Annotated in this window: 29 protein-coding genes and 1 pseudogene; 16 read left to right on the top strand and 14 right to left on the bottom strand. The window is 63.2% G+C overall.

What is annotated here, in order from left to right:
- The first annotated feature begins 343 nt into the window (after positions 1 to 343).
- Positions 344 to 850 (top strand): YciE/YciF ferroxidase family protein, encoded by a 507-nt coding sequence (locus AC0L3O_RS11445; RefSeq protein WP_023801395.1) that lies wholly within the window; start codon positions 344 to 346, stop codon positions 848 to 850.
- Between the two features lie 60 nt (positions 851 to 910).
- Positions 911 to 1,932 (top strand): annotated as a pseudogene (gene ligD / locus AC0L3O_RS11440) (DNA ligase D); the annotation flags it as partial.
- A 3-nt stretch (positions 1,933 to 1,935) separates the two neighbouring features.
- Here ligD and AC0L3O_RS11435 read toward each other — a convergent pair.
- Positions 1,936 to 2,610: an ArsR/SmtB family transcription factor gene (locus AC0L3O_RS11435; protein WP_473615611.1), complete on the bottom strand. Its 675-nt coding sequence runs from the start codon at positions 2,608 to 2,610 to the stop codon at positions 1,936 to 1,938.
- A gap of 68 nt (positions 2,611 to 2,678) precedes the next feature.
- Here AC0L3O_RS11435 and AC0L3O_RS11430 point away from each other — a divergent pair, with 68 nt between their 5' ends.
- From AC0L3O_RS11430 to AC0L3O_RS11420, 3 genes are all read left to right on the top strand, one after another.
- A complete protein-coding gene (locus tag AC0L3O_RS11430; protein ID WP_473615609.1) occupies positions 2,679 to 2,906 on the top strand; it encodes a DUF1127 domain-containing protein in 228 nt (75 codons plus the stop codon).
- Positions 2,907 to 3,003: 97 nt separating this feature from the next.
- Positions 3,004 to 3,336, top strand: a complete 333-nt coding sequence (locus tag AC0L3O_RS11425) for an NIPSNAP family protein (protein WP_023801398.1) — start codon at positions 3,004 to 3,006, stop codon at positions 3,334 to 3,336.
- Positions 3,333 to 3,677: an antibiotic biosynthesis monooxygenase family protein gene (locus tag AC0L3O_RS11420; protein WP_023801399.1), complete on the top strand. Its 345-nt coding sequence runs from the start codon at positions 3,333 to 3,335 to the stop codon at positions 3,675 to 3,677. Before AC0L3O_RS11425 ends, AC0L3O_RS11420 begins: the two co-directional genes overlap by 4 nt.
- Positions 3,678 to 3,878: 201 nt before the next feature.
- Here the strand turns inward: AC0L3O_RS11420 and mbfA are convergent, their stop codons facing one another.
- On the bottom strand, positions 3,879 to 4,862 hold the full coding sequence (mbfA, locus tag AC0L3O_RS11415; RefSeq protein WP_473615608.1) for an iron exporter MbfA: 984 nt from the start codon (positions 4,860 to 4,862) through the stop codon (positions 3,879 to 3,881).
- 173 nt (positions 4,863 to 5,035) lie between these two features.
- On the opposite strand from mbfA, the gene AC0L3O_RS11410 reads away from it, so the two are divergent.
- From AC0L3O_RS11410 to AC0L3O_RS11400, 3 genes are all read left to right on the top strand, one after another.
- Positions 5,036 to 5,359 (top strand): hypothetical protein, encoded by a 324-nt coding sequence (locus AC0L3O_RS11410; protein ID WP_023801401.1) that lies wholly within the window; start codon positions 5,036 to 5,038, stop codon positions 5,357 to 5,359.
- Between the two features lie 127 nt (positions 5,360 to 5,486).
- A complete protein-coding gene (locus AC0L3O_RS11405; RefSeq protein WP_473615607.1) occupies positions 5,487 to 6,464 on the top strand; it encodes a threonine/serine dehydratase in 978 nt (325 codons plus the stop codon).
- Positions 6,465 to 6,506: 42 nt separating this feature from the next.
- Complete coding sequence (locus tag AC0L3O_RS11400) at positions 6,507 to 7,160, top strand: glutathione S-transferase family protein (RefSeq protein WP_473615605.1); 654 nt, start codon at positions 6,507 to 6,509, stop codon at positions 7,158 to 7,160.
- Positions 7,161 to 7,229: 69 nt separating this feature from the next.
- On the opposite strand, the gene AC0L3O_RS11395 is transcribed toward AC0L3O_RS11400, so the two are convergent.
- Genes AC0L3O_RS11395 through AC0L3O_RS11380 form a run of 4 tightly spaced genes read right to left on the bottom strand, consistent with a single transcriptional unit; the run spans position 7,230 to position 10,970 of the window.
- Positions 7,230 to 8,366: an ABC transporter permease gene (locus AC0L3O_RS11395; RefSeq protein ID WP_023801404.1), complete on the bottom strand. Its 1,137-nt coding sequence runs from the start codon at positions 8,364 to 8,366 to the stop codon at positions 7,230 to 7,232.
- 8 nt (positions 8,367 to 8,374) lie between these two features.
- Positions 8,375 to 9,295 (bottom strand): ABC transporter ATP-binding protein, encoded by a 921-nt coding sequence (locus AC0L3O_RS11390; protein WP_473615604.1) that lies wholly within the window; start codon positions 9,293 to 9,295, stop codon positions 8,375 to 8,377.
- Positions 9,292 to 10,245 carry an HlyD family secretion protein gene (locus AC0L3O_RS11385; protein WP_023801406.1) on the bottom strand — a complete coding sequence of 318 codons (954 nt, stop codon included), beginning with the start codon at positions 10,243 to 10,245 and terminating at the stop codon, positions 9,292 to 9,294. Before AC0L3O_RS11385 ends, AC0L3O_RS11390 begins: the two co-directional genes overlap by 4 nt.
- The gene (locus tag AC0L3O_RS11380) at positions 10,242 to 10,970 is read right to left on the bottom strand and encodes a CerR family C-terminal domain-containing protein (protein WP_128245703.1); all 729 of its coding nucleotides are present in this window, start codon (positions 10,968 to 10,970) and stop codon (positions 10,242 to 10,244) included. The genes AC0L3O_RS11385 and AC0L3O_RS11380 overlap by 4 nt, the downstream gene beginning before the upstream one ends.
- A 91-nt stretch (positions 10,971 to 11,061) precedes the next feature.
- Here AC0L3O_RS11380 and AC0L3O_RS11375 point away from each other — a divergent pair, with 91 nt between their 5' ends.
- Positions 11,062 to 11,535: a CYTH domain-containing protein gene (locus AC0L3O_RS11375; RefSeq protein ID WP_473615603.1), complete on the top strand. Its 474-nt coding sequence runs from the start codon at positions 11,062 to 11,064 to the stop codon at positions 11,533 to 11,535.
- Complete coding sequence (locus AC0L3O_RS11370; protein ID WP_287237761.1) at positions 11,532 to 12,479, top strand: CHAD domain-containing protein; 948 nt, start codon at positions 11,532 to 11,534, stop codon at positions 12,477 to 12,479. Before AC0L3O_RS11375 ends, AC0L3O_RS11370 begins: the two co-directional genes overlap by 4 nt.
- Before the next feature lie 45 nt (positions 12,480 to 12,524).
- On the opposite strand, the gene AC0L3O_RS11365 is transcribed toward AC0L3O_RS11370, so the two are convergent.
- From AC0L3O_RS11365 to AC0L3O_RS11350, 4 genes are all read right to left on the bottom strand, one after another.
- Positions 12,525 to 14,246, bottom strand: coding sequence for a SulP family inorganic anion transporter (locus AC0L3O_RS11365; RefSeq protein WP_473615601.1), 1,722 nt, complete (start codon positions 14,244 to 14,246; stop codon positions 12,525 to 12,527).
- A 122-nt stretch (positions 14,247 to 14,368) separates the two neighbouring features.
- On the bottom strand, positions 14,369 to 14,638 hold the full coding sequence (locus AC0L3O_RS11360; RefSeq protein ID WP_023801411.1) for a helix-turn-helix domain-containing protein: 270 nt from the start codon (positions 14,636 to 14,638) through the stop codon (positions 14,369 to 14,371).
- Positions 14,639 to 14,837: 199 nt separating this feature from the next.
- Positions 14,838 to 15,539, bottom strand: a complete 702-nt coding sequence (locus tag AC0L3O_RS11355) for a phosphatase PAP2 family protein (RefSeq protein ID WP_287225164.1) — start codon at positions 15,537 to 15,539, stop codon at positions 14,838 to 14,840.
- A 117-nt stretch (positions 15,540 to 15,656) separates the two neighbouring features.
- On the bottom strand, positions 15,657 to 15,995 hold the full coding sequence (locus AC0L3O_RS11350; RefSeq protein ID WP_027154722.1) for a hypothetical protein: 339 nt from the start codon (positions 15,993 to 15,995) through the stop codon (positions 15,657 to 15,659).
- 204 nt (positions 15,996 to 16,199) lie between these two features.
- On the opposite strand from AC0L3O_RS11350, the gene AC0L3O_RS11345 reads away from it, so the two are divergent.
- Complete coding sequence (locus AC0L3O_RS11345; protein WP_473615600.1) at positions 16,200 to 18,188, top strand: PhoX family protein; 1,989 nt, start codon at positions 16,200 to 16,202, stop codon at positions 18,186 to 18,188.
- 90 nt (positions 18,189 to 18,278) lie between these two features.
- On the opposite strand, the gene AC0L3O_RS11340 is transcribed toward AC0L3O_RS11345, so the two are convergent.
- The 4 genes from AC0L3O_RS11340 to AC0L3O_RS11325 all read right to left on the bottom strand — a co-directional run bounded on the left by AC0L3O_RS11340 (position 18,279) and on the right by AC0L3O_RS11325 (position 21,294).
- Positions 18,279 to 18,959: a GNAT family N-acetyltransferase gene (locus tag AC0L3O_RS11340; protein ID WP_023801416.1), complete on the bottom strand. Its 681-nt coding sequence runs from the start codon at positions 18,957 to 18,959 to the stop codon at positions 18,279 to 18,281.
- Positions 18,956 to 19,447, bottom strand: coding sequence for a MarR family winged helix-turn-helix transcriptional regulator (locus AC0L3O_RS11335; protein WP_473534732.1), 492 nt, complete (start codon positions 19,445 to 19,447; stop codon positions 18,956 to 18,958). Before AC0L3O_RS11335 ends, AC0L3O_RS11340 begins: the two co-directional genes overlap by 4 nt.
- 162 nt (positions 19,448 to 19,609) lie before the next feature.
- Entirely contained in the window at positions 19,610 to 20,371 is a 762-nt protein-coding gene (locus AC0L3O_RS11330) for an ABC transporter permease (protein ID WP_128245696.1), read from the bottom strand.
- Positions 20,368 to 21,294: an ABC transporter ATP-binding protein gene (locus tag AC0L3O_RS11325; protein WP_023801419.1), complete on the bottom strand. Its 927-nt coding sequence runs from the start codon at positions 21,292 to 21,294 to the stop codon at positions 20,368 to 20,370. The genes AC0L3O_RS11330 and AC0L3O_RS11325 overlap by 4 nt, the downstream gene beginning before the upstream one ends.
- Between AC0L3O_RS11325 and AC0L3O_RS11320 the strand changes: the two genes are divergently transcribed.
- From AC0L3O_RS11320 to AC0L3O_RS11300, 5 genes are all read left to right on the top strand, one after another.
- Entirely contained in the window at positions 21,281 to 21,442 is a 162-nt protein-coding gene (locus AC0L3O_RS11320) for a hypothetical protein (RefSeq protein ID WP_156941598.1), read from the top strand. The genes AC0L3O_RS11325 and AC0L3O_RS11320 overlap by 14 nt on opposite strands.
- 70 nt (positions 21,443 to 21,512) lie before the next feature.
- A complete protein-coding gene (locus tag AC0L3O_RS11315) occupies positions 21,513 to 22,871 on the top strand; it encodes a cytochrome ubiquinol oxidase subunit I (RefSeq protein WP_473615599.1) in 1,359 nt (452 codons plus the stop codon).
- 10 nt (positions 22,872 to 22,881) lie between these two features.
- Complete coding sequence (locus tag AC0L3O_RS11310; protein ID WP_287221480.1) at positions 22,882 to 23,886, top strand: cytochrome d ubiquinol oxidase subunit II; 1,005 nt, start codon at positions 22,882 to 22,884, stop codon at positions 23,884 to 23,886.
- A gap of 215 nt (positions 23,887 to 24,101) precedes the next feature.
- Positions 24,102 to 24,872, top strand: a complete 771-nt coding sequence (locus AC0L3O_RS11305; protein WP_128169341.1) for a transporter substrate-binding domain-containing protein — start codon at positions 24,102 to 24,104, stop codon at positions 24,870 to 24,872.
- Positions 24,873 to 24,910: 38 nt separating this feature from the next.
- Positions 24,911 to 25,582, top strand: a complete 672-nt coding sequence (locus tag AC0L3O_RS11300; protein WP_128169315.1) for an amino acid ABC transporter permease — start codon at positions 24,911 to 24,913, stop codon at positions 25,580 to 25,582.
- Positions 25,583 to 25,584 lie beyond the last annotated feature (2 nt).

The raw sequence follows: 25,584 nt of genomic DNA, 5'->3' as shown, positions 1-25,584 counted from the left end.
TGAACACGATGTTAATCTTTGGTCAAAAAGGCCTTGGTTCGTGGCTGGAATGCGGCTGATTCGGGGTCTTTCCATGCAGTTCGTCGGCATTCCGGCTAGTGTGACTTTTGCATCACATATGTTTCGTTTGGATGTCGCTCCGACGCGCTTGTGTTTCAACTTTGGCCGGTGCCGCGAAATTTCCGTGCTTGCGCAAATTTCCCTGATTACTCGGGAAAGCCAGGAACCCGTCCGATAGAAGCACGTTGACGCTGAGAGCCGGGACCAACCCCGGCCCAGCGGCTTCCGAGCGGAACCGCCGCCGGAACCCCCAACACAGCAAGAACAATGGAAAGGCAAAGCCATGGGTTTCTTTTCGAAAGACATCAAGACGCTGGACGACCTCTTCGTCCACACGCTGCGCGACATCTATTACGCCGAGAAACAGATCGAGAAGTCGCTGCCGAAGATGATCGACAAGGCGACCGACCCGCAGCTGAAAGCCGGCCTTGAAAAGCATCTCGGCCAGACCAAAGGTCATATCGAGCGCGTCGAGAAGGTGTTCGAACTGCATGGCGTGAAGGCCAAGACGGTCAACTGTCCGGCCATCGACGGCATTCTCGAGGAAGCCGATGAAGTCAGCGGCGACATCGACGACAAGGACGTTCTCGACGCCGCCCTGATCGCATCCGCTCAGGCGGTCGAGCACTACGAGATAACCCGCTACGGCACGTTGATCTCCTGGGCCAAGCAGCTTGGCCGCACCGACTGCGCCAATGTCCTGGCCAACAACATCAAGGAAGAGCAGGCGACCGACCGCAAGCTCACCGAGATTGCGGAAGCCAAGGTCAACCTTCAGGCCGCCGAGTAGAAGCTCGATCGAGGCAACGCCGGACAACCGGCTTTGCCTCACTTTCCGTACCTGGGTTTCGACCGTACAATGCGCCACGCTCGTTCCAGGGATTGCGCGAGGGCAAACCGGCGGAGGAAGTCGTGCAGGAAAAGCCGAAAGCACCCGCTGGCAGGGCCGACAGCAAGGCAAAGCCTGCCAGCGGCAAGGGCGAGACATCCGCCGCTGTCAAATCCACGGAGGCGGCAGACACCGTCATAAAACTTTCTCACCCGGACAAGCTTCTGTGGCCGCAGGAGAAGATATCGAAGCAGGGCCTGCTCGATCATTACGCTTTGGTCTGGCCGCGCATGCAACAATTCGTCGTCAATCGGCCGCTCAGCCTGGTGCGGGCACCGGACGGCGTCAGTGGCCAACGCTTTTTTCAGAAGCATGCCTCCGCGGGCATGCATGACAAGATCGCCAAGATGAAGGATCCGACCGACGGCGAAGAGATCCTGTTCATCCGCGATTTCGACGGTGTCGCTGCCTTGGTCCAGCTCGGCGTGGTCGAGATCCATATCTGGGGCTGCACCATCGACGAACTGGACAAGCCGGACCAGATCATCTTCGATCTCGATCCCGACGAAGGCGTCGACGTGAAAGCGGTGCGCGCGGCGGCGCTCGAAATTCACGGCCGGCTCGATGCACTGTCATTGCCGAATTTCGTCAAGACCTCGGGCGGCAAGGGCTACCATGTCGTCGTGCCGCTGAAACCGTCGGCGGATTGGGATGAGGTGAAGGACTTCGCCCATCATTTCGCCCGTGCCCTCGAGCAGGCCGCCCCTGATCGGTATACAGCGACGCTGTCGAAGAAGGCGCGCACCGGCAAGATCTTCGTCGACTATCTGCGCAACGGCCGCGGCTCGACCACGGTGGCCCCCTATTCGTCGCGCGCCAAGAAGGGCGCCACGGCATCGATGCCGGCGATTTGGGCCGAGGTCGAGGCCGGGTTGGCGCCGAACGCATTTCCGATCGGCGACAAGACGACGCTGAAACAGTTGGCGAAAGCCGATCCCTGGGCGGATTTTTTCAAGCAGGGCAAGCCGCTCAAGCGCGGCTGACAATCAAGCGAGAAACACCCTCTCGAAGGCCTGCTTGCCCATCGGCGAGAAGATTACCGCGCGGCTGTCCTTCTCGCGCCGCGCCCATTTTTCCAGAAGGATCTTATCGAGGATGGCAGCGCCTAGCGTGCCGGCCATATGCGAGCGCCGCACGCTCCAGTCGAGGCAAGCCCGGCACACCGGTCGTCGCGCCTTGCTCTCGACATCGATGCCGATCGCGGCAAAATGCGAGGCGGCCGACGGCCCGAGCCGGATCTCCTTGTCGTCGCGCAGGAGCACTTGTCGAGCGACTAGACGGTCCAGCATCGCCACGGCCTGCTCGCCGGCGAGATGGTCGTAGCAGACCCGCGCCACGCGCATCGCCGCATCGCGCGGACCCGGCCGCACCCGCTGCGGTCCGACCGCGGCGGCGACGCCGGTGATCGCCTCGATCATGCCAGCCACCTGCGGCCCGGCGAGCCCGTAGTAGCGATGCCGCCCCTGGCTCGCCAGCGTCAGCAGCCCGCCTTCCATCAGTTTCGACAGATGCGAGCTGGCGGTCGGCAGCGACACGCCGGCCTCGAGCGCCAGTTCGCTCGCTGTCAGCGCCGTGCCACCCATCAGTGCGGTCAGCATGTTTGCCCGCGCCGGATCGCCGACCAGGCTGGCGATGCGGGCTATGTCTGGTCCTTCACGCATAGTTCGTCCTTCATCGAAGCATTGGCGTCAGATAACCACTATCCTGCGCTGAGATCAAGGAGATGACGATGACCGCAAGAACCGCTTCCCACACCGTGCCTGTCAGCCGCTTCGGCCGGCGGCCGTCTCCGTTCATGATCTCGCGCCGGGCGCATCTGCGGCTGCTGGCGCGGTGGTATGACCGCCATCTGCAACGCCTCGACCTCGCCGAGATTGACGAGCATCTTTTGCGCGATCTTGGCCTGACGCAACAAGACGTTCGCCGCGAATGCGCGAAATCCTTCTGGCAAGCGTGATCAGCATGGAAAATTGCCTAGCACATAGAACCACAGAAGGTTTCGACACCGCTCGACCTGTCGCCGCAACAAATCAGATTCAGCAAGGAGACAAAAGATGACCATCACCTGCTTCATCCGCTACGAGATCGACCCGTTCGGCAAGGCGGCGTTCGAGGAGTATGCCCGCAACTGGGGCCAGGCGATCCCGCGCTGCGGCGCCGATCTGATCGGCTATTTCGCGCCGCATGAGGGCTCGGCCACGACAGCCTATGCCGCCTATAACATCGACAGCCTGGCGGCTTACGAAGCCTACCGTATCAGGCTCGCCGCCGACCCGGCCGGCAAGGCCAATTACGAGTTCGCCCGGCGTGAAAAATTCATCCTGAAAGAGCATCGGACTTTTTTGAAACTCGCATCCGGGCCGCATGCCTCTCTGGTGAAACTGTGATCGCCGTCATCTTCGAGGTCGAGCCGGCAGCGGGCAAGCGCGACGCTTATCTCGGCCTCGCCGCCGACCTGCGCCCGCTGCTCGACGGCATCGACGGTTTTCTGTCGATCGAGCGCTTCCAGAGCCTTGTCGACCCGAGCCGCATCCTGTCGCTGTCGTTCTGGCGTGACGAGGAAGCGGTGAAAGCCTGGCGGAACACGGAGGAACATAGGCAGGCGCAGAGGGCCGGCCGTGGCGGCATCTTTGCCGACTACCGTCTGCGCATCGCCCACGTCGTGCGCGACTATGGCCTGACCGAACGGGCCGAGGCGCCTGAGGACAGCCGGGCGGCGAACGGGTGAGTGGGGCGGCTCTTCCTTCTCCCCTTGTGGGAGAAGGTGTCGCCGAAGGCGACGGATGAGGGGTGTTCCAGCTTGGCACCGACAGTACTCCGTCCAACACCCCTCTTCCGTCTCGGCGCTGCGCGCCGATCCACCGCCCGGGGCGAGTCACGGGCCTCGCCCGCCCTTCGGCCCCCACAAGGGGAGAAGGCAAGAGGGCTGCTAGGCATTCCCGATCAGCACTCCAGCCGCAAACACCAGCGCGCCGCCCAGCACCACCTGGAAGGTGGCGCGCCAGAACGGCGTCTGCATATAACGGTTCTGCACAAAGGCGATCGCCCACAGTTCGAAGAACACCACCACGACCGCGAGAATTGTCGCGGTCCAGAAATACGGAATGAGGTAGGGCAAGGCGTGACCGAGGCCACCCAGCGCCGTCATCACGCCTGTGGTGATGCCGCGTTTCACCGGCGAGCCGCGGCCCGACAGCTTGCCGTCGTCGGAGGCGACCTCGGTGAAGCCCATCGAGATGCCGGCGCCGATTGAGGCGGCAAGCCCGACCAGGAAGGTCTGGAACGTGTCGTGCGTGGCGAACGCGGCGGCGAAGATCGGCGCCAGCGTCGACACCGATCCGTCCATCAGCCCGGCCAGTCCCGGCTGCACATAGGTCAGGATGAACTGGCGCTGCTCGGCCGCTGCTTCCTCGGCTTTTACCGCGCCCGGCACATGCTTTTGCTCCAGCCGCTGCGCCAGCGTCTCGTGGCCCTGTTCGGCCACCGCCAGATTGTCGAGCAGCTTTCGCGTCGAGGCGTCGCTGGTGCGTTTCGCCGCTTCGACATAGAACAGGTAGGCCTGACGCTCCATAGACTCGGCCTGTTGGCGCACATGTTCGATGCCGAGCGGCCGGACCAGCCAGTCGGGCTTGCGCTCGTAATAGCCCTTTACGTGCTCGCGCCGGATCAGCGGAATGCGCTCGCCAAAACGCTCGCGGTGAAGCTCGATCAGCGAGTCGCGATGGCCATCCTCCTCCTCCGCCATTTCCTCGAACACTTTGGCCGAATGCGGAAACCTATCCGCCAGCCCGTCGGCATAGGCGCGGTAGATACGCCCGTCATCCTCTTCGGAAGAGATGGCGAGCGCCAGGATCTCTCGCTCCGAGAGCGACTCGAAGGGACGGCGACCAAAACCGAAAACACGGGAAAGCATGAGAAATCCGCCCTAGTTTAGAATTATTCTAAACTAGGGTTTGGTGCACCGTTGGTCAATCGCTTGTAGCCGGAGGTTCAAATTTATGGTTGCGGGAATCCTCCGCCAGCGCCCTTCATTATTGGCGAATGTTCACCTATATAGTGGGCTTAAGCCAAGCGAAAGGAACCCGGATGCCGGCAAAACAGCCCACCCATGCATTTGACCCGAAACCGGTTCTCGACCTGATCGCCAGCATCGAGGCCGATCTGCAGCGCCTGAAGGGCCTGGTCGAGCAGCAGGTCGAGAAATTCGACCCGGCCAATCCGCACAACAAGGCCCCCGACGGCAAGCTGACCGAGGAGGGCGTCGAATGCTGCTACCGCCTGTTCGACGAGGGCAAGTCGCGCTATTCGGTTGCCCAGCAGATGAAGATATCCTTCGCCGCCGCCACCCATCGCTTCAACACCTGGCGCAAGATGGGCGGCGCCAAACGGCAACGGACGCTTTTGGGGTGAGGAGCGGTCGGCGAGGAGCGCCACTCTCTGCTCGCAATCCACGAATTGTCTCGGTCACATTTTTCCAGTGGTGCGCGGCCTGGTTTTCCGTGCACCATGGGGCGGTTTCATTCTGCAGGACCTCACCATGACCACCCCTCCCGGCATCGCCGATATCCACCGCGCAGCAACGCGATTGTCCGGCCTGATCGTCGAAACGCCGCTGATCGAATCACCGGAACTGAACAAGCGTTTCGACGCCAGGATCCTGTTCAAGCCGGAGACGCTGCAGCGCACCGGCTCGTTCAAGTTCCGCGGCGCCTACAACAAACTGTCGTCGCTGAGCGATGAGCAGCGCAGCCGCGGCGTCGTCGCCTTCTCGTCGGGCAACCACGCGCAAGGCGTCGCCGCGTCGGCGGCGATGTTCGGCGTCAAGGCGGTTATCGCCATGCCCACCGATGCGCCGGCAATGAAGGTCGGCAATGTCAGGAAAATGGGCGCCGAAGTGGTTCCGTTCGACCGGTTTCGCGACGATCGCATGGCGGTGGTTCGCCCGTACATGGAACGGGGCATGGTCCTGGTGCCGCCTTTCGACGACCCGGCCATCATCGCCGGCCAGGGAACGATCGGCCTCGAACTGATGGCGCAGGCGAAAGCACTCGGGGTGAGCCTCGACGCGGTCGTCATCCCCTGCGGCGGCGGCGGCCTGAGCAGCGGCATCTCCATCGCGGTCAAGGACGCCTCGCCGGTCACCGCCGTCTGGGCGGTGGAACCCGAGCATTTCGACGACACCTGTCGTTCACTGGCCAGAGGTGCTCGGGTTTCGATCGAACCCGGCCACACTTCGATCTGCGACGCGCTCCTCACCGCCGAGCCGGGCGCGATCACCTTCGAGATCAACCGCAGGAATCTCGCCGGCGGCATTGCCGTGTCCGACAGAGCGGCGGGACAGGCGATGCGCGACGCCATGGCCCATCTCAAGCTGGTGGTCGAGCCCGGCGGCTGCGTCGGGCTGGCCGCGCTGTCATCGGGCGAGATCGAGCTATCAGGCAAATGCGTCGCCGTGGTGCTGTCCGGCGGCAATGTCGATTTCGGCACCTATGCGGAGATCATGGCGGCGGCTTAGGTGGCGACCGAACCGGCACCATTCAAAAAAGGCTGACACGAAATGAAACTGCTCTTCAGCCGCAATCCCAATCCTCGCCTCGCGGTCGCCGTGGCACGTTATCTCGACGCAAAGCTCGACTTTGAGTTCGCATCGCCCTTCGCTCCCGGGCAGGCTGAGCGATATCGCCCGCTGAATCCCAATCTTTCATTGCCGATACTCGTAGGCTCGGGAAACAGCCTCTGGGAGGCTGACGCCATAGCCTGCCGGCTTTCACGCGACGCGCATTCGGATCTCTGGCGCACCGGCGACGACGAACCCGAGATGATCCGATGGCTCAGTTGGGGTAAAGAGAGCTTCGCAAGAGCTTGCGACGTCGTGCATTTCGAACGCGGCACCAAGCAGCGCTATGGGATTGGCCCGATCGATCAGCACCGGGTTGAGGAGGGGCTGAGAGACTTTCGCACGACCGCTGCAACACTTGAGGCCGCGCTTTCCGAGCGAGACTGGCTGGTCGAAAACTCGGTCTCCTATGCCGACTTTCGAATGGCGACGTTTCTGCCTTTCAACGATGTCGCCAGATTGCCGCTCGACGATTATCCTTCGGTCAGTCGTTGGTATCGCCAGCTTGAAGAGATCGACGCCTGGCGCGATCCCTTCAAAGGACTGGATGCGCCTGAATTGCCGCCGGTCCCGGATCAGGCCAGACCGGCATAAAATCTCGATCCGAATGGTCATGCATCCAAGGTGACATCTCGGCCATTGCGTGAGCTATTGAGTTGGATCCTAATCCAGCGTCCGGCGGAACCGCACCAGCGCCACGCCGGCAAACAGCGCCACGAACACGACCAGCCAGCCGATTTCGGTCGCGACCGCCGGCAGGTCGGCGCCCTTCAGCATCACCGCGCGGATGATGCGCAGGAAATGCGTCAGCGGCAGGATCTCGCCGAAGATCTGCGCCCAGCCAGGCATGCCGCGATAGGGGAACATGAAGCCCGACAACAGGATCGACGGCAGGAAGAAGAAGAAGGTGAGCTGCAGTGCCTGCATCTGCGTGCGCGCCATCGTCGAGATGGTGTAGCCGAGCAGCACCAGCGCCAGCACGAAGACCAGAACCGCCGCAAGCAGCAGCGACAACGACCCGGTGAAGGGAACCCCAAACAGCAGCTTGGCCGCCGCCAGCACCACCGCCACTTGCACGGCGCCGACCACCAGATAGGGCAGCACCTTGCCGAGCATGATTTCGAGTGGGCTGGACGGCATCGCCAGAAGGTTTTCCATCGTGCCGCGCTCGGTCTCGCGCGTCAGTGCGATCGAGGTCATCATCACCATCGTCATCTGCAGGATGACGCCGAGCAGGCCGGGCACGATGTTGTATTGCGAGATGCCTTCCGGATTGTAGCGTCGGTGCACAACGACTTCGAGCTGGCCTCGGGCAGCTTCGGCGGCCGTCTCCTGCATGCCGCGCGCCCTGAGCAGCGCCTGGTTGGCAACGGTGCCGAGCGTCGAAATGGCCCCGCTGGCGACTGCCGGGTCGGTCGCATCAGCCTCGATCAGGATTTGCGGCTGGTCGCCGCGCTCGACTCGCCGGGCAAAGTCGGCGGGAATGGTGACGACAAAGGCGACGTCGCCACGCGCCATCAGGAATTCCGCCTCGGCGGCATTTTGCGCGACATGGTCGAAGCGGTAGTAGCCGGTGGTCTGCAGCGCCGAAACCATGGCTCGCGTATAGGGATCGCTGCTCATCGCCACCAGGGCGGCCGGCAGGCTCTTTGGATCGTTGTTGATGGCATAGCCAAACAGCACCAGCTGCATTAGCGGCACGCCCAGCATCATGGCGAAGGTGATGCGGTCGCGCCGCATCTGGATGAACTCCTTGATCAGCAGCGCGCCGAGCCTGGCGAAGGAAAAGACGCTGTTTATCCCGTTTTTCATCCCATATTGTCCTTCGAGCCGGACATGAACTGGATGAACACATCCTCCAGGCTGGTCTCGCCCGGCGTCACCGTGACGCCCTTGTGGTCTTTCTCGACATCGGCGAGCGCAGCCTGAAGCGCCGTCTTGTCGGAGCCGACGACGTGCAGCGTCGCGCCAAACGGCGCCACCTGGTCGACACCGGACCGGCCGCTGAGTGCGGCAGCGACCTGGTCGAGGCGCGGACCCTGCACAACGAAGGTCGTCAGCCCGGCATTCCTGACCACCTCGTCGACCGTGCCGGTGGCCAGCATCCTGCCGTAGGAGATGTAGCCGATGCGATGGCAGCGCTCGGCCTCGTCCATATAGTGGGTGGAGACCAGCACGGTCAGCCCGCCGCTGGCTAGCCGATGGATCTCGTCCCAGAATTCACGCCGCGCCTTCGGATCGACGCCCGCCGTCGGCTCGTCGAGCAGCAGCAATCTGGGCTTGTGCATGATGCAGGCGGCCAGCGCCAGCCGCTGCTTCCAGCCACCGGACAGCGTGCCGGCCAACTGGTCCTTGCGCGAGGTGAGGCCAAGATCCTCCAGCGTCCTGGCGACATGCTCGTTGAGCGGCTTCAACCCATAGAGCCGCGCTACGAATTCCAGGTTTTCGGCGATGGTCAAATCCTCGTAGAACGAGAATTTCTGGGTCATATAGCCGACTTCGCGCTTGATCCTCAGACTGTCGGTGCGGATGTCGAAGCCGAGCACCGTGCCTTCGCCCTCATCCGGCGTCAGCAGGCCGCACATGATGCGGATGGTCGTCGTCTTGCCAGAGCCGTTGGGGCCGAGGAAGCCGACGATCTCGCCCTCGGCCACGGTCATCGTCACATGGTCGACGACGGTCTTGTCACCAAAATGCTTGACCAGGCCGTGGACGTCGATGACGTTCATTTGCCGATATCCGCCAGTTCGACATCAACGATCTGCCCCGGTTGCAGCGCGCCGGCGTCGCCCTCCGGCCGCGCCTCGACCAGATAGACCAGCTTCTGCCGGGTCTCGAGCGAGTAGATCACCGGCGGCGTGAATTCCGGGTCCGGCGACACGTAGCTGACGCGAGCCTTCACGTCCGGCCCGCAGCCGTCGCAATGGACGTTGAGCAGCGTGCCGACTTCCACCGACGAGAACGCGCTTTCCGGCACATAGACGCTGAGCTTCACCGCGCCGTCCGGCAGAATCGAAATGACCGGCGCGGTCGGCCCGGCGGTGTCGCCGGGATAGCGGATCACATCGTTGATGCGGCCGGGCGAAGGCGCCGCCAGCACACGCTTCGACAGCCGCCAGCGCGCCTGCTCCAGCGCCGATTGCGCCTGCCTGACCTGATTGTCGGCGGCCTTGATCGTCTCGGGCCGCGCCGGCAGGCCTCCGACAGCGAGATTGGCTTCCGCCTGGCCGAGCTGCGCGTTGGCAGTTTCCAGCGACGCCGAAGCCGTATCATAATCGGCCTGGGTGCCGGTGCCGCGTTTGAACAAATCGCTGGCGCGGGTGTATCTGCGTTTGGCGTCGGCGGCTTGCGCCTTGGCCATGTCGACCTGCGCCTTGAGCACCTCAATCTCTTCCGGCCGCTTGCCGACCTGCAGGTCGGCAAGTTGCGCCTGGGCCTGGGCAAGGGCCGCCTCGGCTTGCGCGACGGCTATTTTTGCGTCGGCGCTTTCCAGCGTCACCACTGGCGTGCCCGGCGCGACGCGATCGCCGCGCTTGACCGAAATCGTCTCGACCTGCGCCACCTCGATCGGCGCGAGCAGCACATAGTCGCCCTCGACATAGCCGACGGCGAGCGGCGCCGCCGGTGCGCAGGTGCTGAAAAGCAGGGCGGCGAGTGGCACAGAGCAGAGGAAACTCATGATCTACGATCCTTCCGGTCGGTTAAGTGACGCCGAGCCAAAATCGCGCCGAGATTATCCGTCACTGCCGCCGCGATCTTGGTGGCCTCGGCGTCGCCGATCGCGCGCCAGCCCATGCGGCGCATCACCGCCTCGCGGCCGATGCGGAAATAGACGACCTGGCCGATCAGCGTGAACACGGTGAGTCGGGTAGCCTCGCTTTCGGCCGCCTCGCCCGTCGCCTGCTCCCAGATCAGGCAGAGCCGGCGATGCGTCGGCTCGAACACGCCGTCATAGATGCGGTCGAGTGCCGCCGTCGGATGCGACAGCTCACGCAGGACAAACTGCACGATCTCGCCGGCCTCCGGCCTTGCCACGATGAAAGCCACCATCCGCTCCAGCGCGGTGAACAGTTGTGCCCGCGCCGCTTCGGGGTCGCCCGTTTCTGGTTCGCCCGTTTCTGATTCGCTTGAGCCCTGCAGATTGCCGATCGCCTGGCCGGCAATGGTCTGGATCGTGTCGACGATATAGTCGGCCGCGGCGGTGCGAAGCCCTTCCTTGCCGCCGAAATGATAGGCGATCGAGCCGATATTGGCCCTGGCCTCAGCCGCGATCTCGCGCGTCGAGGTGCCGTCAAAACCCTGGCGTCCGAACAGCTTCAGCGCTGCGCGAACAAGTGCCGCGCGCGTCATCTCGGCGGGGGATGCCTCGCGGCGCGGAATTTTGGCGTTTGTCGGTTTGCTGATGATCCGCAGTTTAATCAATCGAATGATTAAAGTCAAGCCTTGCCGATCTCCACCTTGCCATCTCCATCCGCACGCGCTTTAGTGTGGAGCCATGGTCAAGGAAATCGAGCGCAAGTTCCTGGTCTCCGGCGATGGCTGGCGGGATCTGGTCGAAGCGGACATCCGCATTCGCCAGTTCTATCTCGTTGCCGCGCCGGACCGCTCGGTCCGCGTGCGTATCAACGACGGCGCCTCGGCAAAGCTGACGCTCAAATTCGGCAGCAAGGCCCGCGAACGCGACGAATTCGAATATCCGATCCTTCTGGCGGATGCGGAAGAGATGCTGGCCTTCGCAATCGGTCGTGTCATCGAGAAGACACGCCACTATGTTAGGCATCGCGGCCATCTCTATGAAGTCGATGTCTTCGGCGGGATGCTCAGCGGTCTGGTGGTCGCCGAGCTTGAGACGCCGCAGGACGTGCAGCGCGAAATGCTGCCAGATTGGCTCGGCCGCGAAGTCACCGGCGAGCACAGGTTCTACAACGCGTCGCTCGCCCTCGAGGGGATTCCGGAGATCGCCGCATGAGCTATCGCATCGATCCGCGCCTGCCGTTGACCGGCGAGGTCAGGCGCATCCTCGCTGAGGAGATCGGCAAGGCGCTCGTCCATCTGGACGCGGCGCATGACAGGCCGGAGCAGGCGCTGCACAAATGCCGCAGGCGGCTGAAGAAGGTGCGTGCCTTGCTGCGCCTGGTCCGTCCCGGAGACGAAACATTTTGCAGTACCGAGAACCAATGCTACCGAGAGGTGGCTGCCCTGCTTGCCGGCCCGCGCGAGGCGACCGCGCTGGTTGAAACCATCGACCGGCTGGCAAAAAACTTTCCCGAGCAAAGCGCCGGCGGCGGTCTCGATGCCGTTCGCGACACGCTGGTGGCGCGCCAGCACCAATTGCATGGTGGAGTTGGCCTCGGCGCCGCGATAGCTGCCGCGACTGCCGCTTGCGAGGATGGCATCAGCCGCATCGATACTCTGGTCTTGCTCGACCAGCCTGAACAGGCCGCCGATGTGCTTGCCGAAGGCGCCCGCATCACTCTGCGTCGCGCCAGAAAGGCGCTGGACAAGGCGGGCTCCCGCGGTGATGCCGACGATTTCCACGATCTGCGCAAGGCGGCAAAGACTCACGGCATGCATCTGTCGCTGCTTGGAAGGCTGTGGCCGACGCCGATCAAGGCACGGCGCAAGGCGGTCGACGAACTTGGCGAAAAGCTGGGCGAACTGCATGATGTGTTCGTCTTGCGCACGCTTCTCGAGGCCCACGACCGGCCGCTCGGCTCTCCCCAGGAAACGCGACTGCCGAGCAAGCTGTTGAAGCGCTCGGAGAAAAGCCTGAAAAAGACCTGTCTTGCGGCGGCAGCCGATCTGTTCGGCGACAGGCCCAGGCGCTCGACAAAAAAACTCGCGCGCAAGGCGCGCACCGATCTGGCCGCCGCGCCGCACGAAGACGCCAGCGCGCCCGGCGCCGCTGCCTGACGCGGTGCTTGCGTCCGTCCGACATCGCTGACGATGAGGAGAGGGTTAGACCTCTCCCGGCGCGGCATTCTTCAACTGCGCTCGCGCGTCCCTGATCGAGGCGGCGTATGTCACCAGCGGCCGTTTGACGCCGTGGTTGATCAGCATGCGGCGTGTCTGCGGCGAAGCGCCTGATATGATGAAGCGCACGCAGGCGCGCCTCGCCTTGTGGGCAGCGCTCTCGATGACGTTGGCCGCCGTTGAATCGAAGAATGGCACGGCCGAGCAGTCGAGGATGAAGTTCTTGCGCTGGTCGGCGATGCGGTCCAGCACCGTGGCGACGGTCGAGGCGGCGCCGAAGAAGAAGGCGCCGGAAATCCGGTAGACGACGGTGTCGGCATCGCTGGCCTCGCTGGAATCGTATGCGCTGGCGGCGCCGGTTCTGTCGGCGACATCGTCCTGCACCAGTCCCTGATCCGGCTCAACCGCAATGCTCTTGGCCATGCGGTCGATGAACAGGATCGAGCCCAGCGCGAAGCCGACGACGATGCCTTCGGTGAGATCACGGAAGATGACGATCAGGAAAGTCGCCATCAGCACCAGCGCGTCGCCGCGCGAGGCACGCAGCAGCGTGGCAAAGGCCTGCTTCTCGAACATGTTCCAGCACACCACCGCCAGCACGCCGGCAAGGGCTGCAAGCGGGATGTAGCTGGCCAGCGGCGCCGCCACCAGCATCAGGGCAAGCAGGAGGGCCGAGTGGATCATGCCCGAGACCGGTCCATGCGCGCCGGCTCGCACATTGGTCGCGGTGCGGGCTAGGGTGCCGGTGGTGCAGATGCCGCCGAACAGGGCGGACGCGATGTTGGCGAAGCCTTGCGCCACGAGTTCGCAGTTGGAGCGGTGCCGCCTTCCTGTCATGCCGTCGGCGACCACCGCCGACAGCAGCGATTCGATCGCGCCGAGCAGCGCAAAGGCTAGGGCGTCCGGCAGGACGTCGATCATCCTGCCGAAGCTGATCGGCGGAAAGGCCGGCATTTGCAGGCTGCGCGGGATACCGCCGAAGCGCGTGCCGATCGTTTCGGCAGGCAGAGAAAACAGCGCCACGACAAGCGACGCCAGACCGATGGCGATCAGCATGGCGGGCCATTTCGGCCGCCACCGTTTCATCAGGGCAATGGCGACGATGGTCAGCAGAGCGACGAAGGTGGCGGCGAGATTGATCGTGCCGGCCGCCTCGCCGATCGCCATCAGCTTCGGCACCAGCGGTCCAGGTTCTTTGCCGGCGAGTTTTAGCCCGAACAGCTCGACGATCTGGCCGGAGAAGATGATGATGGCGATGCCGGCGGTGAAGCCGACGGTCACCGGATAAGGAATGAATTTGATGTAGGTGCCAAGCCTGAGGTAGCCGATGACGAGCAGCAAGACGCCGGCCATCATCGTCGCCAGCAGCAACCCGTCGACGCCGACCCGTGCCACGGTTGCCGCCATCAGCACGATAAAGGCGCCCGCCGGCCCGCCGATCTGGAAACGGCTGCCGCCCAGAGCCGAGACGAGGAAACCGCCAATGATGGAAGTGTAGAGCCCGCGCTCCGGAGACACGCCCGATGCGATCGCGATCGCCATCGACAGCGGCAGCGCCACGATGGCCACGGTCAGTCCGGCGATGGCATCGGCCTTGAAGTGCTCTGATGTGTAGCCTTCGCGCAGCACCGTCGCCAGCTTCGGCGTGAACAGTTCGGAAAATGTCGGCTGCGCCGGTTGATGAATTGCCCGCTGGGTTCGATGCATGGACTGCCTTCCGCTCCTGATGCATGCCGCCAAAAAGTGCACAGCGGCCACGCATAAAACCAAGCAGGCGGCGGGATCGTCGGCAGGACTGTCGGCGGTCGCCGTCGCGACTCTATTTCGGCTCAGCCTGGCGGGTTCTGCGGCACGACCGGCTTGAGGCGCACCCCCCTGCCGCCGCGCTCGCTGGCCTGGTTCTCGCCGATCAGCTCCACGCCGGCCCGGTCGAGGGCCTGGATGACCTTCATCAGCGTATCGACCACGCCCCTGACCACGCCGTCGCTCGCTTCCATGCGCTGAATGGTTGGAAGCGAAACCCCGGCGCGCTCGGCGAGCGTCTTCTGATCGATGCCGGCCAGAGCCCTTGCGGCGCGCATCTGCGCGGCAGTGATCATCGGCTAAAAACCCCCGTCTGAGTCTGCATTCCATGTATAATACCATCATTGTGATGGATCAAGCATCATCATGCACATGTCAGACATGTGCACACCAGGCCGTTTGCATCTAGGCGAGCCTGCGCGCCCGCTGGGCCAGCACGCCCCAGCCGCCGCAACTTAGAGGAGAATTGGCGCAGCGTCGTTCGGAACGGGCGGTTCAGGCGCCGGTGGTCTGCCCGCGCCATCGCTGGAACGCCCATGCGACCAGCCAGCACAGCATCGCCCAGGCGAAGCCGGCGCACCAGCCGGCCAGCACGTCCGATGGCCAATGAACGCCGAGATAGACGCGGCTGATGCCGACGAGCAGTGCTGTCAGCACGGCAAGTGCCAGCACATAGATCTTGGTCGTTCGCCCAGGCAGGAAACGCGACGCCATGCTGCCCAGCGTCAAATATGTCACCGCCGACAGCATCGCATGGCCGCTTGGAAACGAAAGCGTCGCCACGTCGGCGAGATGCGAGACCAGGTCGGGGCGCGGCCGATCGATTCCTAGCTTCAGCGTGCTCGACAGGGCCTGCCCGCCCGCCACCGCGACGAAGACCAGAAACGCTGCTCCCGGCTTGTGGATCAGCAGCAGATAGACGATCACCGCCACTGTGATCAGCCCGAGCACGATGGCGCTGCCGAGGCTGGTAATGTCGCGCATCGCCCCTTCCAGCCATGGCGGTCCGATCGGATTGTCGGGCTGGCCCGCTTCGCGGAAGGCGAGCATGATTTCCGTGTCGAAGGCGTGCGGCGTGGTGTCCCGCGCCACCTCCATCAGTTCCTCGAACCCCCACAGCCCGCCGGCGATGACCAGTCCGGAAAAAAGCACCGGGAATTCGATCCAGTTGAGCAGCTTGTTTGCGGTATTCTTCATCGGGCCAATCGTCTTACAGCGCCGCGCGTCCTTTTGGACGCGCAAAGGACGCTGTAGCACTTTATTTGGCGCATGATCCTTTCCGAAATCGTTTCCGATTTTCGGGGTCATGCGCAACTACAGTTTTTGCAGATAGGGTCCGAGCGTGATCAGCGCCACCGCTGCGACGGCGAGCACGATGCCGGTCGCCTGCAACGAATTGACGCGCTCGCCGAAGAACACCAGTGCCACCACGTTCACCGACACCAGTTGGATCACCGCCGACAGGCTGAACGACACCGACATGCCGAATTCACGGATCAGCCTCAGCATGATCAGATTGCCCGCTGAATAGAGCGCCAGAGTCAGAACGATCTTGCCGAGGCTCGGCGCCAGCCCCCATTGCTTGGCCGCCGTCGCCGCCAGCAGGAAGATCACTGTCGAAATGCCGAGCTGCCCTAGTCCCCAGAAACTCACTTTTTTGTTCCTCCTGACGCCGTGCTTGCGCGCCTGCCGCAGATCTTGTTTCGGAAGCGTCGGTCGCGGTCAAGCGGCCTGATCAAAGACATGAAATCGGGCTGGAAATTGGTCGGCAACGTCATCAAACTGTGATCTGCTGGCGATACGCGGTCAGTCAAGCAACACGCTCCAGCCATCCCAAAGAGCCAGAGGCACGCCCCCATGACTGAACATCGCCCCGACGCCCATTTCCGCACCAGCCTGCTCGAGGAAAACGATGGGCCAGGAACCAATCCCACTGACAACCGGACGATGGGCGAAATCATCGCCGCGCGATTCTCGCGCCGTGGTTTTCTGCAGGGATCGCTCGCGGCAACCGCCATCGCCGCCACCGTCAGCCCGCTCGCGCTGATCCTCGCCGACGATGCCCGCGCCGGCGGCGGCTCGGTCTTCAGTTTCGACGAGGTCGAGGCAGGCGTCGACGACAAGCACCATGTCGCTGCCGGCTACGACGCCGACGTGCTGTTGCGCTGGGGCGATCCGCTGTTTGCCGATTCGCCGGAATTTGATCCGACAAAACAGTCGGCGCAGGCCCAGGAAAGACAGTTTGGCTACAACAACGACTATGTCGGCTATCTCCCGATAGACGGCTCGGCCGAGCACGGCCTGCTGGTGGTCAACCACGAGTACACCAATCCGCATCTGATGTTCCCGGGCCTTGTCAGCATCGTCGATGGCGAGGCCAAGCAGGCCCCACTGAGCAAGGAACAGGTCGATATCGAGATAGCCGCGCATGGCGGCACCATCGTCGAAATTCGCAAGGTATCAGGCAAATGGCAGGTGGTGCGCGACGGCAAGCTCAATCGCCGCATCACCGCCAACACCGAGATGGCGCTGTCCGGCCCCGTCGCCGGCCACGACCGGGTCAAGACCAGTGCCGATCCGACCGGCACGAAGGTCTTCGGCAGCGTCAACAATTGTGCCGGCGGCGTCACGCCCTGGGGCACCTACATCATGGCCGAGGAAAACATACACGGCTATTTCTCGGGCGAGCTGCAGGAAGGTCACAAGGAAGCCGCCAACTACAAGCGCCTGGGGATTCCCGACGGCTCCTATGAATGGGCTGCGCATTACGCCCGCTTCGATATCGGCAAGGAGCCGAACGAGCCGAATCGCTTCGGCTGGATCGTTGAGGTCGACGTCAACGATCCGACCTCGGTGCCGCGGAAGCGCACTGCCATGGGCCGTTTCAAGCATGAGGGCGCTGAATCGATCGTCGCCAAGGATGGCCGTGTGGTGTTCTACCAAGGTGACGACGAGCGTTTCGACTATGCCTACAAATTCGTCACGGCCGGCAAGTTCAACGCCGAGGACCGCGCCGCCAACATGGATCTTCTCGACGACGGCACGCTCTACGTCGCCAAATTCGCCGAGGACGGTACCTTGGAATGGCTGCCGCTCGTTCACGGCCAGGGTCCGTTGACCGCCGAGAACGGCTTTGCCAGCCAGGCCGACGTGCTGATCGGGACAAGGCTTGCCGCCGATCTTCTCGGCGCCACCAAGATGGACCGCCCCGAGGATATTCAGCCCCACCCGACGACCGGCAAGGTCTACGTCATGCTGACCAACAATTCGAAGCGCAAGACGGAGCAGGTCGACGCCGCCAACCCGCGCGCCGAAAACGCCTTCGGCCACATCGTCGAGATTGTCGAGGACGGTGGCGATTTTACTGCCACCAAGGGCAAGTGGGAAATCATGTTGAAATGCGGCGATCCCTCGGTGGCCGAAGTCGGCGCTACTTTCTCGACTGCAACGACCGCCAATGGCTGGTTCGGCATGCCGGACAATTGCGCCATCGATGCGGCCGGCCGGCTCTGGGTCTCGACCGATGGCCAGGGCCCGAAGGCGACCGGCCGCACCGATGGCCTGTGGGCGGTCGACACCGAAGGCGAGGCGCGGGCGACCTCGAAGCTATTCTTCCGCGTGCCGATCGGCGCCGAACTCTGCGGCCCGCTGTTCACGCCCGACGACCAGACCGCCTTCGTCGCGGTCCAGCATCCGGCCGATGTCGGCGAGGACTGGGAGGCTTTTGGCCGTCCCTCCTACTATGAGGACCTATCGACCCGCTGGCCTGACTTCAAGCCCGATATGCCGGTGCGGCCGTCGGTCGTCGCCATCACCAAACAGGGCGGTGGCAAGATCGCGGTCTGAATCGCCGCAAGGCGCTAGCAGCGCCAAGGAAGGATTTCGTCGATACGAAATCCTTCCTTTTCCTGATGCGCGGGAATGCGCCTGATGGGCTCATTCTGCGCGCTGAACCACGGCCACGTTCATCATGCTTCTCAACCTGAAGCCAATGGACTCGTATAATCCTATGGCCGTGGTGTTGCTGGCATAGGCGTGGAGATAGGGAACTTCGCCGCGCGCCGCTATCCGGTTTGCCACGAACAGCGACAGCAGCCTGCCCAGGCCACCGCCTCGAAATTCCGGATGTGAGCACACCCCGCTAAGTTCGGTATAGCCGGGTTGCTTCATGCGTTCGCCGGCCATCGCCGCAAGTCGGCCCTCGATCTTCACACCCCAAAAATCGCCGAGGCTCAAGGCTTCGAGCGTGAATGGGCCGGGCTTGGTCACCAATGCCAAGGCGAGCATCTCAGCTGCATCGTCCCGCGTCAGACGTTGCACGCGCTCGTCGGAGACCATCTGCAATGGCCGCTCGGCAATCATCTGAACCCCGGGCGCGGTCGAAGTCGCCGAAAGTTCCGCGGGCAGAGCAATGGCGTCCACCTGAAGCAGGATCGCACTCTCGCCTGGGGAGACAAGTTTTCCGAGCGCCTGCAGGCTTTCCGCATCGTCCGCGGCACTGGCAGCGAACGGAGCTATCGAGGGCCGATACCGCATGGCGAGGTCGTCACCTTGCGCGAAGGCGTGGTGTCGCGTCCGAAGCGCGCTCCACACGGGACGGTCAAGCAGGTGTTTCATTGCGCGGCACCTTCCGGCTTCTTTACACGACGGTCGAGAGGCGCCGCGGCGAGGCCGTCCTCGATGGCGGCCAGCTGATCAAGAAGCGGCCCAGAAAGATCCGCGCACAGATCCGCGACGGCATTCTCGATGCGCGGCCAGACGTCGTGCTTTGCAATATCGGCCAGCCGCTGGCCGTGCAGGGTAAGGCAGACAATCCTGCGCCGCTGGTCATCATCCGATGGACTGACCTCGACCAGTCCCAATTCGGCCAGAAGCGACACGCTCCGCGTTACACCTGGCTGCGCGACCCCGAGGGATTGCGCCAGTTCCCCGACTGGCAGCGGGCCCAGCCTGTCGAGCGCAGCCAGCAGCGGGTATTGGCTCGACTGAACCGGCACATCGAGGCAGTCGAGCAGGCGCTGCGTATCCGCCTGCAATTGCTCGCCAATACGCTTCAGCCTGCTGCCCAGGCACAGGAAGCCAAGGGACCTTATGACGTCTTCCATAATCAACCTGCCAGGCAATTGATAACATGATATATAACATTATATGGAAATCAAGCGCCGCCATCGCACGGCCGCTTTCAAGCGTCGTCACCAGATTTGGTCGTCTTGGGTCGGGAACATCGCTCGGATGCTGGCGCTGCGTCGCCTGGGCAGGCCGTTCAGTCAGTTCCGCAGCCGGTAGCCGGTCCTGAAAATCCACGCGACGATCGCTATGCAGATAAGCAGGAAAACCACGGTCATGCCGAGGCTGATGCCGATCGAGACGTCGGACTTGCCGTAGAAACTCCAGCGAAAGCCGCTGACCAGATAAAGGACAGGGTTGAACAGCGTCACCGTGCGCCAGGTGCCGGGCAGCATGTCGATCGAATAGAAGCTGCCGCCAAGGAAGGTAAGCGGCGTGATGATCAGCAGCGGCACCAGCTGCAGCTGCTCGAAGCTCTTCGCCCAGATGCCGATGATGAACCCGAACAGGCTGAAGGTCACCGACGTCAGCACCAGGAAGGAGAGCATCCAGAACGGATGCTCGATGGTCAGCGGCACGAACAGCGACGCGGTCCCCAGGATGATCAGGCCGAGTATGATCGACTTGGTCGCCGCACCCCCGACATAAGCGATGATGATCTCCAGATAGGACACCGGCGCCGACAGCAGCTCGTAGATCGAGCCGACGAATTTCGGGAAATAGATGGCGAAGGAGGCGTTGGAGATCGACTGCGTCAGCAGCGACAGCATGATCAGCCCCGGCACGATAAAGGCGCCGTAGCTGATGCCGTCGATCTCGGTGATGCGCGAGCCGATGGCCGAGCCGAAGACGACGAAATAGAGGGATGTCGAGATGACCGGCGAGACGATGCTCTGCAGCACGGTCCGAAAGGCGCGCGCCATCTCCATCTTGTAGATCGCCCAGACTGCTCGCGGGTTCATGCGCCCTTCCTCACCAGGTTGACGAAGATCTCCTCGAGCGAGCTGTTTTGCGTGTCGATATCGCGGAACTGGATGCCGGCCGTCTCAAGGTCGCGCAGCAGCGAGGCGACGCCCGGCCGCTCGCTCTGGTTGTCATAGGTGTAAGTCAGTCGATCACCGTCCGGCGAAAGCTCCAAAGCGTAGCGCGACAATTTCTCGGGTATGGTGGCGAGCGGGCTGCGCAATTCCAGCAACAGCCGTTTGCGGCCGAGTGTGCGCATCAGTTGCACCTTGTCCTCAACCAGCACGATCTCACCGCGATTGATGACGCCGACGCGGTCGGCCATCGCCTCGGCCTCCTCGATATAGTGCGTGGTCAGGATGATGGTGACGCCATCCTCGCGCAGCCGGCGCACCATCGCCCACATGTCCTGACGCAGCTCGACGTCGACGCCGGCTGTCGGCTCGTCGAGGAACAGCACCCTCGGTTCGTGCGACAGCGCCTTGGCGATCATCAGCCGCCGCTTCATGCCGCCGGACAGGGTGATCGCCTTGGCGTCCTTCTTGTCCCACAACGACAGGTCGCGCAGCACTTTCTCGACAAAGGCGTGATTGGCCGGCTTGCCGAACAGGCCGCGGCTGTAGTTGACCGTCGCCCACACGCTCTCGAACGCGTCGATGGTCAGTTCCTGCGGCACCAGCCCGATGAGGCTGCGTGCGGCGCGATAATCCCGGCTGATGTCGTGGCCGTCGACGCTGACCGTGCCCGACGAGCGGTTGACGATACCGCAGACGATCGAGATCAGCGTCGTCTTGCCGGCGCCGTTCGGCCCGAGCAGCGCAAAAATCTCGCCGCGCTCGATATCGAGGTTGATCTCCTTCAGCGCTTTGAAACCGGTGGCGTAGGTCTTGGTGACCCCGGAAATGGAAATGATCGATGGCATGGTTGAAAAACGGCTGCTTGAAAGGAGGTCTGTTGATTTTAGTCCGCTGAATGTCGGTGCGCGCGGCCGGAAGTCAATGGCACTCCTGACATTCTGGACATCGGCGCATCCACCGCTGCGCGGTCCTGCGGCGTTCCGCCTCGCGTGACGCCACGCCGCTTTGACCGCCTGGCGCATCCGGCCTATCTTCCCTGACATAGCAGCAGCCGGAGCCCGCCATGGACCCGCTCATCCTTTCGCGCATCCAGTTCGGCGCCAACATCTCGTTCCATATCCTGTTTCCGGCTATCACCATCGCGCTTGGCTGGATGCTGCTGTTCTTCAAGCTTCGCTACAACGCCACCGGCGATACCGCCTGGATGCGCGCCTATTTCACCTGGGTGAAGGTGTTCGCGCTGTCCTTTGCCATGGGCGTGGTTTCGGGCGTCACCATGAGCTTCCAGTTCGGCACCAACTGGCCGGGCTACATGGAAATCGTCGGCAACATCGCCGGCCCGCTGCTCGCCTATGAGATACTCACCGCCTTCTTCCTCGAGGCGGCGTTCCTCGGCATCATGCTGTTCGGCTTCCGCCGCGTTTCCAACCGCATTCACACGCTGGCAACCGTGCTGGTGGCCGGCGGCACCACCCTGTCCGCCTTCTGGATCATCGCGCTCAATTCATGGATGCAGACGCCGGTCGGCTTCGAGATGCGCGACGGCGTAGCCCACGCTACCGACTGGTGGGCGATCGTCTTCAACCCGTCCATGCCCTACCGGCTCGTCCACATGCTGCTTGCCTCCGGCCTGACGGTTTCGTTCCTGATCGCCGGCCTGTCGGCGCTGCGCTATCTCTATGGCGACCGTTCGGAATCGATGTGGAAAGCCTTGCGCACCGGTGTCTTCACCGCGGCGGTCCTGATCCCCATCCAAATCTTCGCCGGCGACCAGCATGGCCTCAACACGCTCGAGCATCAGCCGCAGAAGGTCGCCGCCATGGAGGCCAACTGGAACACCGGCCCCAACGTGCCGCTGGTCCTTTTCGCGCTTCCCGACGAGGCGGCAAGGGAGAACAAATACGAGATCACCATCCCCGATGGCGCCAGCCTCATCCTCACGCACAGCGCCAGCGGTGTCGTGCCGGGGCTGAACGACTATGCCGGCAACCACCCGCCGGTGTTCCCGGTGTTCTGGGCTTTTCGCATCATGGTCGGCACCGGCGTCCTGATGCTCGTCGTCTCCTGGTCGGCCGCCTTTTTCCTCAAGCGCCGGCACAGCCTGCCGAGACCGCTGGCGCTGGTGATGGTGCCGATGGCGCTGTCCGGCTGGCTGGCGACACTGGCCGGCTGGTACACCACCGAGATCGGCCGCCAACCGTGGCTGGTCACCGGCGTGCTGAAAACTGTCGATGCCGTCGGCCCGGTCGCCGGCAGCCAGGTCGCGCTGTCGCTCGCGGTCTATCTCATCCTCTATGCGCTGCTTCTGATCGCCTATCTCGGCGTGCTGGTCTATCTGGCGCTGAAGGCGGCGAAGGACGGCGATGCCTCGCCGCTGCCGGGCGTTCTCGACGCTCCGCTGTCGCAGCCGGCGGCGAAATAGGAGAACGGCGATGACCCTCGACTGGCCGACATTGCTCCCCCTCATCTTCGCCGGCCTGATGGGCCTTGCCATCCTGATCTACGTCATCCTCGACGGCTTTGATCTCGGTATCGGCATCCTGTTCGCAGCGGCCGAGGACGCCGAGCAGGACACGATGATCGCGGCAATAGGCCCGTTCTGGGACGCCAACGAGACCTGGCTGGTGCTGGCCGTCGGCCTGCTGCTGGTCGCCTTCCCGCTGGCGCACGGCACCATCCTCACCGCGCTCTACATTCCGGTCTTCCTGCTCCTTGTCGGCCTGATCCTGCGCGGCGTTGCCTTCGATTTCCGGGCCAAGGTGCCGGCCGGTCACAAGCATCGCTGGAACCGCATCTTCTTCCTGGGCTCGGTCATCGCTTCGCTGGCGCAGGGCTACATGCTGGGGATCTATGTGCTGGGCCTTGATGTCGGCCCCGGCGGCATGGCCTTCGGCGCGCTGGTGGCGCTCTGCCTTGCCGCCGCCTATGCGGCGATGGGCGCGGCCTGGGTCATCTACAAGACGGAAGGCGAATTGCAGAAGAAGGCGGTGCTATGGCTGCGCCGGGCGCTGGTGCTGACCGCGCTCGGCATGGTCGCCGTGTCGCTGGCCACGCCGCTCGCCAGTCCGCGCATCTTCGACAAATGGTTCGTCTGGCCGGCCATGCTCTATTTGTCGCCGCTGCCGGTCCTGTCGGCGGTGCTGTTCGCATGGCTGTGGCGGCAGACCTTCCATCTGCCCAAGGCCGGCGACCGCCATGCGCTGACGCCGTTCCTGACGCTGGCCGCCATCTTCACGCTGGGCTTTGCCGGCCTCGCCTGGTCGTTCTATCCCTTCGTCGTGCCCGACAGGCTGACCATCTGGCAGGCGGCGTCCGCGCCGGAAAGCCTCGCCATCATCCTGGCCGGCACGGTGGTGGTGCTGCCGATCATCATTTTCTATTCGTTTTATGCCTACCGCGTCTTCGGCGGCAAGGCGACGGATCTGACCTACGACTGACTGGCAAACCGCCGAACTGCACAATATTTAGGCAGTCGATTGCTCGGGCGGCAGCGGCTCGTGAAGACTGCCTTGCCAATCCCACCTTGCCAATCCCGCCGGGAAAGTCCGATTCGCAGCGATTTCGATGGTTTGGCATGTCTGTTGCTTTGCCCTGGCAACCAATTGGTTTTGTCCAGTCAAAGGGAAAGATAATGAACCGTCGCAATGTCTGCATGCTGGCCTTCGCCGCCGCCGTTGGAATGGCCATGGCTTCGTCTCCGCAGGCGCGGGCCGACGCCTTGAGCGACATCGCGGCGCGCGGCACCGTCCGCATCGCCGTTCCACAGGATTTCCCGCCCTTCGGCAGTGTCGGCGCCGACATGACGCCGCAAGGCTACGACGTCGACATCGCCAATCTGATTGGCGAAAAGCTCGGCGCCAAGGTCGAGATCGTCCCGGTCACCAGCGCCAACCGCATTCCCTATCTCCAGACCAACAAAGTCGACCTGGTCATTTCCAGCCTCGGCAAGAATCCCGATCGCGAGAAGGTCATCGACTTTTCCGAAGCCTATGCTCCGTTCTACAACGGCGTGTTCGCTCCGGCAGACGTCGCCGTCGCAAAAGCGGAAGACCTCGCCGGCAAGACCGTTGGCGTCACCCGCGGCGCGATCGAAGATCTCGAACTGACCAAGGTTGTGCCCGCGAGCGTCGAGATCAAGCGCTACGAGGACAATAACGGCACTATTTCGGCTTTCCTTTCGGGCCAGGTCGAGGTGATCGCGACCGGGAATGTCGTCGCCGCCGCCATCCTCGAAAAGAACCCGCCCAAGCGGCCGGAGCTCAAGTTCCTGATCAAGAACTCGCCTTGCTACATCGGCATGAACAAGGAGCAGCCGGCGTTGATGGCCAAGATCAACGGGATCATCGCCGCCGCCAGGTCCGATGGCGCCCTCAACGCGATTTCGCAAAAATGGCTGAAGGTGGACCTGCCGGCTGAGCTGTGATCGCCGCCCGCCGCGTGTGGGAGGTCGGATAGCAAGCCATGACCTATCAGTTCGATTTCAGCTGGCTGATCGGATCTCTGCCGGTGCTGCTCAAGGGCATCCGGATCACCGTGCAGCTTATCCTGATCGGCGCGGTGTTCGGCGTGGCATTGGGCATTGCCTGCGCCTGGGTGCGGGCGCTGGGGCCGAAATGGCTAAAACCCGTCGTTGCGACCTATGTCGAGCTGATCCGCAACACGCCCTTCCTCATCCAGCTGTTCTTCATCTTCTTCGGCCTGCCGTCGCTTGGCATCAGGATGTCGGAACTGACCGCCGCCAACCTCGCCATGATCGTCAACCTCGGCGCTTACAGCTGCGAGATCATCCGCGCCGGCATCCAGGCCACGCCGCGCGGCCAGTTCGAGGCCGGCGCCAGCCTCGCCATGACCCCGTTCCAGACCTTCTGGCACGTGGTTCTGGTCCCGGCGCTGCAGCGCATCTGGCCTGCGCTGTCGTCGCAGATCGTCATCGTCATGCTGGGTTCGGCCGTCGTTTCGCAGATTGCCGCTGAGGACCTGACCTTCGCCGCCAATTTTATCCAGTCGCGCAATTTCAGGGCCTTCGAAACCTACATCGTCTCCACCTTGATCTACCTGGCGCTCGCCATCCTGCTGCGCCAGCTGCTGGCCGGCCTGGGCGGGATGCTGTTCCCGAGGAAGGCGTCGCGATGAGA

The sequence above is a fragment of the Mesorhizobium sp. WSM4810 genome, assembly GCF_055811235.1.
The sequence above is the reverse complement of the archived record's forward strand: the minus strand, read 5'-3'. Positions and strand labels throughout refer to the sequence as shown.